The sequence below is a fragment of the Qipengyuania proteolytica genome, from assembly GCF_019711565.1.
GTDB classification, from domain to species: domain Bacteria; phylum Pseudomonadota; class Alphaproteobacteria; order Sphingomonadales; family Sphingomonadaceae; genus Qipengyuania; species Qipengyuania proteolytica.
Map to the genome: position 1 here is coordinate 635,032 of NZ_JAIGNN010000002.1, position 13,611 is coordinate 648,642.

The following is a 13,611-nucleotide window of genomic DNA, read 5'->3' on the forward strand; positions in this document are numbered from 1 at the left end:
ATGCGCGGCTTTCTCCATTGTATGGGGAAAGGAGACCTTATGACCGATTACCCCACCCTCACCCTCAACGACGGCCGCCAGATCCCGCAGCTCGGCTTCGGCACCTGGCAGATCGAAGAAGAAGACGCCCCGGATGCGGTCAAGACCGCGCTCGAAACCGGCTACTGGCTGGTCGACACCGCGGCGATTTACCAGAACGAACGCGGGGTCGGCAAAGGTATCGGCGAATGGGCCGACATTTTCCTCCAGACCAAGATCTGGAACGAGAGCCAGGGGTACGACCGTACGCTGAAAGCGGCGGATAAATGCCTGGAGCGGCTGGGCCGCGATCATGTCGACATGCTGCTGATCCACTGGCCCTGCCCCGACAAGGACCTGTTCGTCGACACGTGGAAGGCGCTGATAGAGCTGCGCGACCAGGGCAAGGCCAAGTCCATCGGCGTCTCCAATTTCCGCGAGGAGGACCTGCGCCGGATCGTGGACGAAACCGGGGTGACACCCGCGCTCAACCAGATCGAACTGCATCCCAGCTTCCAGCAGCGCGCGCTGCGGGCCGTGCATGACGAACTCGACATCGTGACGCAGAGCTGGTCTCCGCTGGGCCAGGGCGGCGGGATGGACAACGAGACCGTCAAGGCCATCGCCGACGAGACCGGGCAGCCCGCCAGCGCCGTGATCCTGCGCTGGCATATCCAGCATGGCCTGTGCCCGATCCCGAAATCGACCAATCCCGATCACATTCGCGCGAATTTCGCGGCGTTGTCGTTCGACCTGTCGGACGACCAGATGGGCCGCATCGATGCGCTCGACAGCGCGGATGGACGCATGGGACCCGATCCGAGCGATTTCAACTGACCGGAAGGGGTGCGAGGCCGCCGCCAGCCTGCTAAGGGCGCGCCACGATGACCGAGCACCCCATCAGCATTGCCGCGCTCTACCAGTTCACGCGTTTCGACGACCCGGCGGCGATCAAGCCGGACCTGATCGCGCTATGCGAAGCGCAGGGGGTGCGCGGCACGCTCCTGCTTGCGCGCGAGGGTATCAACGGAACCATCGCCGGAAGTCATCGCGCCATCGAAGCCGTGCTTGACCACATTCGCTCACTACCCGGCTGTGCCGATCTCGAAGTCAAGTTCTCGCACGCCGAAACCATGCCCTTCCACCGCATGAAGGTACGGCTGAAGAAGGAGATCGTGACGATGGGCCAGCCGGACCTCGACCCTGTCGAGGGGGTCGGCACCTACGTCGCGCCGGAGGATTGGAACGCGCTGATCGCCGATCCGGACACGATCGTGATCGACACCCGCAACGATTACGAGGTGCAGATCGGGACTTTCGCAGGGGCGATCGACCCGAAGACGACCAGCTTCCGCGAATTTCCCGCGTGGTTCCGCGCGCGGCGCGCCGAGTTCGAGGCGCAGGGCAAGACCCCGAAGATCGCCATGTTCTGCACCGGCGGCATCCGCTGCGAGAAATCGACGGCCTTTGCGAAGGCGGAAGGGATTGACGAGGTCTACCACCTCAAGGGCGGCATCCTCAATTACCTCGAGCATGTGCCTGAGGAAGAAAGCCTGTGGCAGGGCGAATGCTTCGTCTTCGACGAGCGGGTGAGCGTCGGGCACGGACTGCAGCCGGGCTCGCATTCGCTCTGCCGGGCGTGCCGCAGGCCGTTGTCCGCCGAGGACATGCATGCAGCGACCTACGAGGAAGGGGTCAGCTGCCCCCACTGCCATGCGGAGCGCACCGACGAACAGCGCGCCCGCTATGCCGAACGCCAGCGGCAGGAGCGCCTCGCGATGGCGCGGGGTGCGGAGCATATCGGCCGACGGGAGAACGAGCCCGAGGATGGCTGAGCCGATCCTCTACAGCTTCCGCCGCTGTCCTTATGCGATGCGGGCGCGCATGGCGCTGCAGGCGAGCGGGATCGCCTGCGAACATCGGGAGGTCGTCCTGCGCGACAAGCCCGCGGCCATGCTGGCGGCCTCGCCCAAGGGTACGGTGCCCGTGCTGGTCTTGCCGGACGGGACGGTGCTGGAAGAAAGCCTGGACATCATGCGCTGGGCGCTGGCGAGGCGTGATCCGGAAGGCTGGCTCGAACGCGAGGACCCGCAACTGCTCGCCGCAATCGACGGGCCCTTCAAGCACCATCTCGACCGCTATAAATATTCCACCCGTTACGAAGAGGCCCAGCCGGTGGAGCATCGCGTCGCCTGCCTTGCCCTCCTCGAAACGCTGGAGCAGCGCCTGGCGGTCATGCCCTATCTAGGCGGCGCGGCGCGCGGCTTCAGCGACATCGCCAGTTTCCCCTTCATACGCCAGTTCGCCAACCACGATCGCGACTGGTTCGACGCGCAGCCTCTGCCCCATGTTCAGGCATGGCTGCACGGGCTGGTAAACTCCGATCTCTTCGCTGCGATCATGCGGAAGTATCCCAGGTGGATCCCCGCCGCGGACCCCGGGAACGGATGACTCCCGCCTTCAATGCGATCCGACCGCTCTGGGCACAGATGAATGACCAGACCGAAGATTGATAAGTAATCTCACTCTGTTGCGTTTATTTATGAATTGTCGCTTTCTTACATTACGAAAAGACATTGTAGATTTACAATCGTTCAATCTCGAGTCGAATTTCGTTTTTACGGAGAGGGCGATGGCGAGCAAGGAACTTCGCGAGTTCATGGAGCATCAGACGCAGAACAATTGGTGCTGGGCAGCGTGCGGCGCTTCGGTCGGCAATTACTACTGGGGTCCATCGCGCTACACGCAATGCGGCATTGCCAATACTTGCCAGTCGAAAAGCACCTGTTGCTCTGATCCCGCAGGCTGCAACCAGTACGGTTCGCTCAGCGCCGCACTCAGCGCGGGCAATTCCTATCGCTCTTCTGCTAGCGGCACATCCCCCTATTCCTCGCTCAAGGGCGAGGTCGACAAGTGCAGGCCCGTCGGGACCCGGGTAGCCTGGACCGGCGGCGGCGCCCATTTCATGATGGTGACCGGCTACAATGATGACGGGGACAAGATAACCATACAGGATCCCTGGTATGGAACGTCGCGCATCGCCTACGCTTCCTATCCCGCCAGCTACCAGGGCGGCGGGAGCTGGACGCACACCTATCTGACGCAGCGGCAGTAAGGAGATCGACCATGGCCGTTGAATACTCCGACCGGACCAAGGACAGCGCCGAAATCGAGCGGGTCACCTCGCTGGACATGCTCGCCGAGCACGGCTGGAAAGGTGAGCTCGAACGCCTCGTTCCGCCGGGTGGCGACATGGCAGAGCTCACTCTCGGTGAGCCCTATCGCGTGCAATATCTCTCGCTGGAGAGTTTCCTGCGCGGCGCGTCCGCCTTCGAGATCGTCGCCGAGAAGTGGCGCCGGTTCCTCCTCTATCCCTGCCTGACCCTCGCGGAGATCGAGTTCGACCGCGAATTCATCCCGATCACCTTCTACCACGGCCCGGGCAAGGACGGTTTGCGCGCCGCGATGGAGATCGCCGGTGAACTGGAAGGCCATTTTCGCGGCAGCGTGGTCCTGTCACCTGCGCTCAAGCTGGCTGCACTGCACCTCACCGGGGACAAGGACCTGCTGATCCCCTTCCCGCCCAACGTCACCCCGCTGGAGAATTACCAGCCGATCGCCACCGAAAAGGCGAGCGAGATGTTGCAGGGGCTGGCGAAAGACATCCTCTCCGCTTCGGAGCGGGAAGACGAGACCGGCGGCTAGACCGGGATTGCGTCGCCGCCTTCGAGGCGGTGCGTGCAGCCCATCACCGTAGGGTCCTCGTCGCCGGCCAGCGATGCCACCGTGCGCCAGCCGATCGCGCGCAGGCGGGCCGCGGCGTCCCGGTCGTGGTCCGGCGGCAGGAACAGCGTCTTGCGCTGCTCGCTTCCCCGATCGCCGAGCGCGTCGAGCAGCGGATCCATGTAGAGCGAGAAGCCGGTTGCGGCCTCGTCGCTGCCCTTGATCGTGTAGGTGCCGCCGCGGCCCAGCGCACTGCGGGCGCCCTCGCCATAGAGGGTGAAGCCGAACCAGCTCTGGTATTCGAAGCCGTGGCGTTCGGTCGGGTCGAGCGTAATGCGCGCGCGTGTCCCGATCGAGGCGGCAATCTCGCGCAGGCCATCGATGCGGCTGGAAAGCGACCCGCCCGCATCGATGGCGGACAGCTTGGTGATAGCCTCGTCGAAAGCGCCGGTGGCATAGAGCAACGGCAAATAGGCCTCGCCGCCTGCGGCGGTGAGCCCACCCGCATCCTTGGTGTCGAGTTCGCGGCGCACGGCCTCGCGCTGCGCTGGATCGAGCGGCAGTGCGCTCTCGGCGAGCGTATCGACGAGGTCCGGGAGGGTGAAGTCGATCGAGATATTGCCGATACCCGCACCGGTCAGCGCATCGATGGCGAGGCCCACGATCTCGCTGGCGGCGGCCACGCTGTCGCTACCGATCAGCTCGGCACCCAGTTGCAGCCTCTGGCGCGAAGGGTCGAGCTGGTCCGCCTTCAGCAGCGCGACATCGCCCGCATAGCACAGGCGCAGCGGCCGAGGGGCGTTCGCCATGCCGGTCGCCGCAATGCGACCGACCTGCACGGTCATGTCGCTCCGCAGGGCGAGCGTGCGCAGGCTGTCGGGATCGGTGAAGCGCACCATGCGCCGGGTGGCGACACCCTCCATGCGCCCCGCGAGCGATTTCTCGAACTCCACCAGCGGCGGCCGCACCCGGTCGTAACCATGCGCGTCCATCGCATCGAGCACGGCGCGCATGGTTTCGGTGATCGCCCGCGCCCGCGCCGGAAGCGCATCTTCGAGCCCGACGGGCAGGAGGTCGTCTTGGTTCATAGCGCCGCGCCCCCTGCCCTATCGAGGGTCAGAATGCCAGCGGCATCACGACCTTGACGCCCTCGAGCGCGCAGGCCTGCTTGACCACGTCCTGCGGGATCGGCTGGTCGACGCTGAGCAGCAGGGTCGCTTCCCCGCCCGCTTCGCGGCGACCGAGGTTGAAGGTGCCGATGTTGATGCCGTTCTCGCCCAGCAGCGAACCGATCCGGCCGATGAAGCCGGGCGCGTCCTGGTTGACGATATAGAGCATGTGGCCCTCGAGTTCGGCCTCGATACGCACACCGAACATCTCGACGAGGCGCGGCGCTTCCGCCCCGAACAGCGTGCCCGCAACCGAACGGTCGCCCTGCTCGGTGCCCACGGTCACCCGGATCAGCGTGTTGTAGGCGCCTTCCTTCTCGTGCCGGATCGACCGGATATCGAGCCCGCGCTCCTTCGCGAGGAAGGGGGCGTTGACCATGTTCACCGTGTCCGAATACTGGCGCATCAGGCCCGCGAGCACCGCGCCTTCGATCGGCTTGCCGGACAGTTCTGCCGCCGCACCCTCGCGCTCGATGCTGATCTTGGTGAGGTTGCCATGCGCCAGCTGGCCGACCAGGCTGCCGAGCTTTTCGGCAAGGCCCATGTAGGGCTTGAGCTTGGGCGCTTCCTCGGCGCTGAGGCTCGGCATGTTGAGGGCGTTGGTAACCCCGCCATTGACGAGGTAGTCGGCCATCTGCTCGGCCACCTGCAGCGCGACATTGACCTGCGCTTCGGTGGTGCTCGCGCCGAGGTGCGGCGTGCAGATGAAATTGGGCTTGCCGAACAGCGGCGATTCCTTGGCCGGTTCGGTCTGGAACACGTCGAGCGCGGCGCCCGCAACCTGGCCGCTGTCGAGCGCGTCGGCCAGCGCCGCTTCATCGATCAATCCGCCGCGCGCGCAGTTGATGATCCGCACGCCCTTCTTGGTCTTGGCGAGGTTTTCGGCCGAGAGAATGTTGCGCGTCTCGTCGGTCAGCGGGGTGTGCAGCGTGATGAAATCGGCACGCGCGAGCAGCGTGTCGAGATCCACCTTTTCCACACCGATCTCGATGGCGCGCTCCGCGGTCAGGAAGGGGTCGAAGGCGACGACCTTCATCTTCAGGCCCAGCGCGCGCGCGGCCACGATCGAGCCGATATTGCCCGCGCCGATCAGGCCGAGCGTCTTGCCGGTCAGTTCGACGCCCATGAAATCGTTCTTGGGCCATTCGCCGGCCTGCGTGCGGGCATTGGCCTGCGGGATCTGGCGGGCGAGCGCGAACATCATCGCGATGGCGTGTTCGGCGGTGGTGATGGAGTTGCCAAACGGCGTGTTCATGACGACGACGCCCTTGCTGCTGGCATAGGGGATGTCGACATTGTCGACGCCGATACCGGCGCGGCCGATGACTTTCAGATTGGTCGCCGCGTCGAGGATGGCAGGCGTCACCTTGGTCGAGGAGCGGATGGCGAGGCCATCGTATTCGCCGATGCGGGCGGCAAGTTCTTCGGGCGTTTCGCCGGTGATGACGTCGACGTCGCAGCCGCGCTCTTCGAAAATCTTCGCGGCGTTCGGGTCCATCTTGTCGGAGATGAGGACTTTGGGTTTGCTCATGACGGAGTTGTCCTGTCGTTTTCCCGGATCAGCGCCGGGATAGAGATAAGGGATTGGCGGCGACCCGCTTGCCGGGCCGCCCGCCGGATCAGCCGGCCTTGACCTGCACGTAGGCCCATTCGATCCACGGCAGGAGACGCTCGAGGTCTTCCTGTTCCACGGTCGCGCCGCACCAAATGCGGAGAGACGGCGGGGCATCGCGATAGCCGTTGAAGTCGTAGCCGACCCCGCGGTCCTCGAGCAGCTTCACCACCTTCTTGGGCACGTTCGCCTTGTCCTCATCGGACAGGCTATCGAACCATTCGCCCTGGAAGACGAAGCACACGCCGGTGTTGGTGCGCTGTGCGGGGTTGGAGACCATGTTGCGCAGCCACGGGGTCGCCTCGATCCAGTCAAGCACCACCCTGGCATTGGCTTCCGACTTCTCGATCAGCGCCTTGCGCCCGCCGAGTGCCTGCGCCCATTCGAGCGCCTCGATGTAATCCTCGGTTGCGAGCATCGACGGGGTGTTGATGGTCTCGCCGCGGAAGATGCCCTCGTTGATCTTGCCGCCTTTCTTCAGGCGGAAGAGCTTGGGCAGCGGCCATGCCGGATCGTATTCCTCGATCCGCTGGACGGCCTTGGGCGATAGGATCAGCATGCCGTGCTGGGCTTCGCTGCCCATCACCTTCTGCCAGCTGTAGGTCGTCGCATCGAGCTTGGGCCAGTCCATCTCCATCGCGAAGACGGCGCTGGTGGCGTCGTTGATGGTCACCCCTTCACGGCCGGGCGCGAGCCAGTCCGTGTTCGGGATTTTGGCGCCGGAGGTGGTGCCGTTCCAGGTGAAGACGACATCATTGTCCTGCGGAATGCTCGCAAGATCGGGAATCTCGCCGTAATCGGCGTCGAGCGTGGTCAACTTGGGCAGCTTGAGCTGCTTGACCGCGTCCTGGATCCAGACGTTACCGAAGCTTTCCCACGCCGCGACGGTCGCCGGGCGGTCCGGGCTCAGCATCGTCCACATCGCGCATTCGAGCGCGCCGGTGTCCGAGGCGGGCATGATGCCGACCAGGTAATCCTCGGGCACGCCGAGCATCTCCTTCGACAGGTCGATAGCGTATTTCAGACGCGACTTGCCGAGGGCGCTACGATGCGAGCGTCCGAGCGATTCGGTTTTGAGATTGGTGGCAGACCAGCCCTTGTGCTTGGCGGTCGGACCGGACGAAAAGAAAGGGCGCTCAGGCTTGAGCGTCGGTTCGGCAGTCATGTATTCTCTCCTTGCAGAGAGCACGCGCGGCGTTGGGACCGCGTGGCCCGTCGGCCGCACTAATGTTGCGCCGCAGGAAGTCAATGCGAAATAGCAATGCAGAGACAGGCCGGTTGCTCTGCCGGGTCAACGCCCTCTCGCCAAATTCGGTCCCGGGCCCTATGGGCGCAGGCAATGGAAGCAAACGACCTCCGGATCGCGCTGTTCAGCGGCAACTACAACTACACCCGCGACGGGTGTAACCAGGCGCTCAACCGCCTCGCCGATTACCTCTTGCGGCAGGGAGCGGCGCTGCGCGTTTACGCGCCGGTCGTCGAGAACCCAGACTTCCCGCCGACCGGCGACCTAGTTGATGTGCCGAACACGCGCATGCCGGTGAGAAATCGCGGCGAATACCGTCTCACTCTCGGTCTCGGAAAAGAGCAGCGGCGCGATCTCGAGGCGTTCAAACCGAACCTCGTCCACGTCTCGGCTCCCGATCCGACGGGCCATGCCGCAGTCAAATGGGCGCGCGAGCGTGACATCCCGATACTCGCCAGCGTCCACACCAGGTTCGAAACCTATCCGCGCTACTACGGGCTCGGGTTCCTGGAACCTGCGGTGGAAGGGCTGCTGCGCCGCTTTTACCATCGGTGCGATGCGCTGGTGGCGCCTTCGCAGAGCCAGATCGATGAGTTGAAGGCGCAAGGCATGCACGAGGACATCTCGCTCTGGTCGCGCGGCGTGGATCGAACCATCTTCGATCCCTCGAAACGCGACATGGCTTGGCGCCACGCGAACGGCCTCGCCGAAGATGATGTCGCCATCGTTTTCCTCGGTCGACTGGTCATGGAAAAGGGCCTCGACGTGTTCGCCGACACCGTCGTCGAACTGCGCAAGCGTCAGGTCCGACACAAGGTCCTCGTCATCGGGGACGGGCCGGCGCGCGAGTGGTTTGAGAAGGCGTTGCCGGGTGGCACTTTCGTCGGCTTTCAATCCGGCGCGGACCTCGGCCGTGCGCTGGCGAGCGGGGACATCTTTTTCAATCCCTCGATCACCGAAACCTTCGGCAACGTGACGCTCGAGGCGATGGCCTGCGGCCTTCCCGTGGTCGCTGCCGGCGCGACCGGCGCCGCAAGCCTCGTCACCGAAGGCGTGACCGGCCGTCTCGTACCGCCGTCCAAGTCGAGCGCCTTTCCCAAGGGCTGCGCCGAGGCGCTTGCGCCTTATTGCACCGACGATGCCCTCCGCCTCGCCCATGGCGCAGCGGGCGAGGAAGCGGCCCGCGCCTATTCCTGGGATGCGATCAACCAGGCGGTACTCGACACCTATCTACGGCTGCACGCGCAGCGCGGACATTGATTCAGCGCAGTACGCCCTCGCGCCGCATCTTCAGCGCATACCACAGGGTGAACAGCGTGATCACCCAGATCGCCAGGTCGAGCCCGTTGTTCTGCATGTCTGCCGGCAGAGTGGTCGCGACGCGCTGGAAATAGGTCGTCCCGATCAGCCCGACGACCGAGATCGCCAGCGAATGCACCGCGAAGCGCGAGCGCAGGAGGAGCAGGACCGAACCGAAGAAAGCCCCCCACACGCCCAGCGCCCAAAACGCGGTCGCCCAGGCCGGAAAAGTATCGAAATAGGCGATCTGGTCGGGCGTCATGCCCAAAGCGTCGAGCTGGCCCAGCTCGGTCATCATGTAGCTCATGATCCCTACCGCATTCCACAGCAGGGTCACCACCCCCACGGCCCACAGGTGCCATGGCGTCTTGACGGTAGCGTCCATCGATCTCTCCCTCCCTAAAGCGACCTGTCGCGCCGCAGACTAGCTGCAGGCGCGAAAGGTGCAAGTCGGGGAGCGGATCAGAGCCGCTCGATCTTCTTGGCCAGCTCGTCCACGAGGTCGACGATCTGCTCGATCGTCTCTTCGTCGAGCTTGCCAGAACGGGCGCGATGCTTGAGCACGTTGGCCAAATTGCCGAGTGCGCGAAACATCTCGGGCGTCGCAAAGGCCTTGCCGCGCTGCGCATGCCGCTCGCCATGGCCGGAAAGCCGCTCGATCAGGGCCTCGGCCTCGGCCTTGCGATCTTCGAGTTCCTCCCGACCCTGGACGGTCGCTTCGAACGCCTTGCGCGGCTCGTCGCCGCCGGCGACCTCGCGGATTGCCCCCTCGTCCTCGAGCAGCGAGAGCGTGGGGTAGACCGTTCCCGGACTGGGGGCGTAGCTGCCGGCGGTCATCTCTTCGACCGCCTTGATCAGCTCGTACCCATGGCGCGGCTCGTCGGCGATCAGCTTCAGCAGCAGGAGCCTCAGTTCGCCTTGCGCGAACATGCGCCCCCGCTTGCGCCCGCCATAGCCGCTGCGCGCGCGGCGGTTCCAGGCATCCCCGTCGCCGCGACCGAAGGGGCCGTCACGACCGAAAGGACCATCCGGGCCAAAGGGGCCCTTCGGTCCGAAGGGTCCGTCCGGGCCGAAGAATCCCGAGAAATCGAATTCACTCCCGCGTGATCCACGCGCCGCGCCGCCGCAGCCGTTGACCTCGATCGCCAGCGGGATCGGCCAGCCGAAAGAGCGTTTCCAGCGCCGTCCGGATCGGTTCATATGATATTCCTTTCGAATCTTTCGATAGGTCTAAGATATATCGTAATAGCAATCCCGCAAGAGGGCCATGCAAAAGCTCGGCGAACACCCTATGTGAGCCGACCAATGGCCGACCTCTTTCCCGATAGCCTCCCAGCCGGAGCCGCGCCCGAGCCGCTGCGCGAAGATGCACCGCTCGCCGACCGGCTGCGCCCCGCTTCGCTCGACGAGGTGATTGGGCAGGATCACCTGACCGGCCCCGAAGGCGCGATCGGGCGGATGGTCGCGGCGGGCCGCCTCTCCAGCATGATCCTGTGGGGTCCGCCCGGCACCGGCAAGACGACCATCGCGCGCCTGCTGGCCAATAGCGTTGGCATGCGGTTCGAAAGCGTGAGCGCGGTCTTCAGCGGGGTCGCGGACCTCAAGAAGGCCTTCGCCGCCGCCGACAAGGCCGCCGAGGCAGGTCAGCGCACCCTGCTCTTCGTTGACGAGATCCACCGTTTCAACCGCGCGCAGCAGGACGGATTCCTGCCTTTCGTGGAACGCGGCACGGTAACGCTGGTGGGCGCGACTACCGAGAACCCGAGTTTCGCCCTCAACGCCGCGCTTTTGAGCCGCGCGCAGGTGCTGATCCTCCAGCGGCTCGATCACGCAGCGCTGGGCCAGCTACTCGATCGCGCGGAAGAGCTTGAAGGCCCCCTGCCCCTTACTCCCGAAGCGCGCGATGCGCTGGTGGCCAGCGCCGATGGCGATGGGCGCTTCCTGCTCAACCAGGCCGAAACGCTCTACAATGCGAAGATCGGGGAGCCGCTCGATCCGGCGGCGCTGGGCAAGTTCCTGCAGCGCCGCGTGGCGGTCTACGACAAGGATCGCGAGGGGCACTACAACCTCATCTCCGCGCTTCACAAGGCGGTGCGCGGCAGCGATGTGCAGGCGAGCCTCTATTACCTCGCGCGGATGCTCACCGCGGGCGAGGAACCGCGCTTTCTCGCGCGCCGGCTCGTCCGCATGGCGGTGGAGGATATCGGCATGGCCGACCCGCAGGCGCTGGTGCAGTGCATGGCGGCCAAGGATGCTTACGAGTTCCTCGGCAGCCCCGAAGGCGAACTCGCGCTGGTGCAGGCCTGCACCTATCTCGCCACCGCGCCGAAATCGAACGCGGTCTACAAGGCGCAGAAGGCCTCGTTCAAATCGGCGAAAGAGACCGGCAGCCTGATGCCGCCGCAGAATATTCTCAACGCGCCCACCAAGCTGATGAAGGATATCGGCTATGGGGAGGGCTACAGCTACGACCACGACGCGGAAGACGGCTTTTCAGGCGACAATTACTGGCCCGACGAGATGGAGCCGCAGACCTATTACGCGCCGGTCGAGCGCGGGTTCGAGCGGGAGGTGAAGAAGCGGCTCGACTATTGGGACAAGCTGCGGCGCGACCGTGACGCGGAAATTTAGCCATTTCCTAGCGATCGACTGGTCGGGCGCGAAGGGCCCGCGCCAGAAGGGCATCGCGCTCGCACTCGCCCATGAGGATGGCGGAGCGCCGATCCTGGTCGAGCGCGGCAACGCATGGAGCCGCGAGGACGTGCTGGCGATCCTGCTCGAGGACCTGCCGGAAAACACGCTGGTGGGCATGGATCTCGGCATCGCCCTGCCCTTCGCCGATGCCGGTGCCTTCTTTCCGGGTTGGGAGGACAGCCCGGCCGATGCCCGCTCGCTCTGGTCGCTGATCGACGATTTGTGCGAGCAAGACCCGCACCTCGAATGCGGCACCTTTCTCGCCCACCCGGAGGTTTCTCGCTACTTCCGCCACTCGCGCGACCACGTCGGCGACCGCTTCCTGTTGCCAGGCGCCCCGACCCGGGAAGGCCGATTTCGCGAAGCCGAGCATGCACAGCGCCAGCAGGGGGTGCGCCCGGTCAGCAATTTCAACCTCGTCGGCGCGGCGCAGGTCGGCAAGTCGAGCCTGACAGGCATGCGCATGCTCAGCCGGTTGGGCGACCATGTCTCGGTCTGGCCCATCGACCCCTTGCCTGAAAGCGGTCCGGTGCTGGTCGAAATCTACACCTCCATCGCCGCACGGGTGGCCGGCTCCGCCGGGGCGAAGACCAAGCTGCGGAACTACGAGGAATTGAACCGCGCCCTCAGCGCGCTGGGCTCTCCGCCGGTCAGGGGCAGTGGCCCGATCGACGATCACTCGTCCGACGCGCTCGTCAGCGCGGCCTGGCTGCGCGCGATGGCCCATAAGCCCGCCTACTGGTCGCCTGCCGGCCTATCGCCTGAAATTGCGCGAACGGAGGGCTGGACATTCGGGGCGCTGTGAACCAAATGCCCGCCTCGCAATCGCCTCGAGAGGCGAGGCGGCAGGACGGGAAAATACGCCGGTTTAGCTCAGTTGGTAGAGCAGTTGATTTGTAATCATCAGGCCAGGGGTTCGAATCCTCTAACCGGCACCATCCCTAGTCCTCGCCGTCCTGCAGCTCGCTCGCGATCATGAGGTCCATGAAGTTGCGCGCCGCCTCGCGCTCCTCTTCGGTCTTGAACGCGACGTCGAGGTCGGGCGCGGCTCCCAGCATGAACAGCAGCGACCAGAGCGCGAAACGCTTGCCGGGATCCTTCTCGAGGCCGAGGTCGACGAGGCATCGCTCCTTGCCCGCCTCCAGCGCCGCCGGGGTCATCTGCGAAGGATCGTCGGTACCGAAATACCGGCGCAGGAGGTCGTCGAGTTGCATGGCGCGGCGGTAGCCCTGTCGCACTCACTTGCCAAGCGCGCCAACTGCGCCGCAGGACAGGCCTGAAGCTTTGCGATAAAGGACGCCATTCATGACTGCCTATTTCCTCGACTCGGAGCTTCCGACCGGCCTCAAGGGCATTTTCGAACGCAGCGGCGTGTCGCTTTCGATTGCCGACTACGAGGCCGAGGACTGTCCCCTGATCGGGGTAAACCAGGCCTTCTGCGACACCAGCGGTTACGCGCCCGAAGAGGTGTTGGGGCGTAACTGTCGGTTCCTCCAGCCCAACAACGATGCCGGGCCCGTGCGCGAGCGGATGCGCCACTTCCTTGCCGACCCCGACACCACCGACGAACGCTTCATCGTGCCCAATGTGACACGCGACGGGCGCCCCTTTCTCAACCTCGTCTACCTCGCCAAGCTGGCGCAGTCGGGAACCGTCCGCCTGGTCCTCGGCGCGCAATTCGCAATCGATCCGGGCAAGACCAGGGATCCCGACCTCTACGACCGGGCGCTGGCCGAAGATCTCAGGCAGCTCAACCTGTTGACGCGGGACGATTCTTGGGCTGTTCTAGGCAGTGTGGAGGCGCTAGCGTCCAGCCAGGCGTTGCTCGCCAGGGCATTGCTGGATTGAGA

The 13,611-nt window shown here is 64.9% G+C and carries 15 protein-coding genes and 1 tRNA gene; 10 read left to right on the forward strand and 6 right to left on the reverse strand.

Annotated elements, in window-relative coordinates:
* The first annotated feature begins 39 nt into the window (after nucleotides 1–39).
* From K3172_RS12040 to K3172_RS12060, 5 genes are all read left to right on the forward strand, one after another.
* A complete protein-coding gene (locus K3172_RS12040) occupies nucleotides 40–855 on the forward strand; it encodes an aldo/keto reductase (protein ID WP_221590339.1) in 816 nt (271 codons plus the stop codon).
* A 47-nt stretch (nucleotides 856–902) separates the two neighbouring features.
* On the forward strand, nucleotides 903–1,853 hold the full coding sequence (gene trhO, locus K3172_RS12045) for an oxygen-dependent tRNA uridine(34) hydroxylase TrhO (protein ID WP_221590342.1): 951 nt from the start codon (nucleotides 903–905) through the stop codon (nucleotides 1,851–1,853).
* On the forward strand, nucleotides 1,846–2,469 hold the full coding sequence (locus K3172_RS12050) for a glutathione S-transferase (RefSeq protein ID WP_221590344.1): 624 nt from the start codon (nucleotides 1,846–1,848) through the stop codon (nucleotides 2,467–2,469). Before trhO ends, K3172_RS12050 begins: the two co-directional genes overlap by 8 nt.
* A 181-nt stretch (nucleotides 2,470–2,650) precedes the next feature.
* The gene (locus tag K3172_RS12055) at nucleotides 2,651–3,133 is read left to right on the forward strand and encodes a papain-like cysteine protease family protein (RefSeq protein WP_221590346.1); all 483 of its coding nucleotides are present in this window, start codon (nucleotides 2,651–2,653) and stop codon (nucleotides 3,131–3,133) included.
* 11 nt (nucleotides 3,134–3,144) lie between these two features.
* Nucleotides 3,145–3,723: a hypothetical protein gene (locus K3172_RS12060; RefSeq protein ID WP_221590348.1), complete on the forward strand. Its 579-nt coding sequence runs from the start codon at nucleotides 3,145–3,147 to the stop codon at nucleotides 3,721–3,723.
* Here K3172_RS12060 and K3172_RS12065 read toward each other — a convergent pair.
* The 3 genes from K3172_RS12065 to K3172_RS12075 form a co-directional block, all read right to left on the reverse strand.
* The gene (locus K3172_RS12065; RefSeq protein ID WP_221590350.1) at nucleotides 3,720–4,829 is read right to left on the reverse strand and encodes an ATP phosphoribosyltransferase regulatory subunit; all 1,110 of its coding nucleotides are present in this window, start codon (nucleotides 4,827–4,829) and stop codon (nucleotides 3,720–3,722) included. The two genes, K3172_RS12060 and K3172_RS12065, sit on opposite strands and share 4 nt — an antisense overlap.
* Before the next feature lie 28 nt (nucleotides 4,830–4,857).
* Complete coding sequence (gene serA / locus K3172_RS12070) at nucleotides 4,858–6,441, reverse strand: phosphoglycerate dehydrogenase (protein ID WP_221590352.1); 1,584 nt, start codon at nucleotides 6,439–6,441, stop codon at nucleotides 4,858–4,860.
* An 88-nt stretch (nucleotides 6,442–6,529) separates the two neighbouring features.
* Entirely contained in the window at nucleotides 6,530–7,687 is a 1,158-nt protein-coding gene (locus tag K3172_RS12075; protein WP_221590353.1) for a phosphoserine transaminase, read from the reverse strand.
* A 174-nt stretch (nucleotides 7,688–7,861) separates the two neighbouring features.
* Between K3172_RS12075 and K3172_RS12080 the strand changes: the two genes are divergently transcribed.
* The gene (locus K3172_RS12080) at nucleotides 7,862–9,028 is read left to right on the forward strand and encodes a glycosyltransferase family 4 protein (RefSeq protein WP_221590355.1); all 1,167 of its coding nucleotides are present in this window, start codon (nucleotides 7,862–7,864) and stop codon (nucleotides 9,026–9,028) included.
* Nucleotide 9,029: 1 nt separating this feature from the next.
* Here K3172_RS12080 and K3172_RS12085 read toward each other — a convergent pair whose 3' ends face one another.
* Entirely contained in the window at nucleotides 9,030–9,452 is a 423-nt protein-coding gene (locus K3172_RS12085; protein ID WP_221590357.1) for a hypothetical protein, read from the reverse strand.
* Between the two features lie 77 nt (nucleotides 9,453–9,529).
* Nucleotides 9,530–10,267 carry a PadR family transcriptional regulator gene (locus K3172_RS12090; RefSeq protein ID WP_221590359.1) on the reverse strand — a complete coding sequence of 246 codons (738 nt, stop codon included), beginning with the start codon at nucleotides 10,265–10,267 and terminating at the stop codon, nucleotides 9,530–9,532.
* Between the two features lie 105 nt (nucleotides 10,268–10,372).
* Between K3172_RS12090 and K3172_RS12095 the strand changes: the two genes are divergently transcribed.
* From K3172_RS12095 to K3172_RS12105, 3 genes are all read left to right on the forward strand, one after another.
* On the forward strand, nucleotides 10,373–11,698 hold the full coding sequence (locus K3172_RS12095) for a replication-associated recombination protein A (RefSeq protein ID WP_221590361.1): 1,326 nt from the start codon (nucleotides 10,373–10,375) through the stop codon (nucleotides 11,696–11,698).
* On the forward strand, nucleotides 11,682–12,566 hold the full coding sequence (locus K3172_RS12100; protein ID WP_221590363.1) for a hypothetical protein: 885 nt from the start codon (nucleotides 11,682–11,684) through the stop codon (nucleotides 12,564–12,566). Before K3172_RS12095 ends, K3172_RS12100 begins: the two co-directional genes overlap by 17 nt.
* Nucleotides 12,567–12,623: 57 nt before the next feature.
* Nucleotides 12,624–12,699 (forward strand) — tRNA-Thr (locus K3172_RS12105).
* A gap of 3 nt (nucleotides 12,700–12,702) precedes the next feature.
* Here the strand turns inward: K3172_RS12105 and K3172_RS12110 are convergent.
* Complete coding sequence (locus K3172_RS12110) at nucleotides 12,703–12,975, reverse strand: hypothetical protein (RefSeq protein ID WP_221590366.1); 273 nt, start codon at nucleotides 12,973–12,975, stop codon at nucleotides 12,703–12,705.
* Between the two features lie 91 nt (nucleotides 12,976–13,066).
* Here K3172_RS12110 and K3172_RS12115 point away from each other — a divergent pair, with 91 nt between their 5' ends.
* A complete protein-coding gene (locus K3172_RS12115) occupies nucleotides 13,067–13,609 on the forward strand; it encodes a PAS domain-containing protein (protein ID WP_221590368.1) in 543 nt (180 codons plus the stop codon).
* The last annotated feature ends 2 nt before the right edge of the window (nucleotides 13,610–13,611 follow it).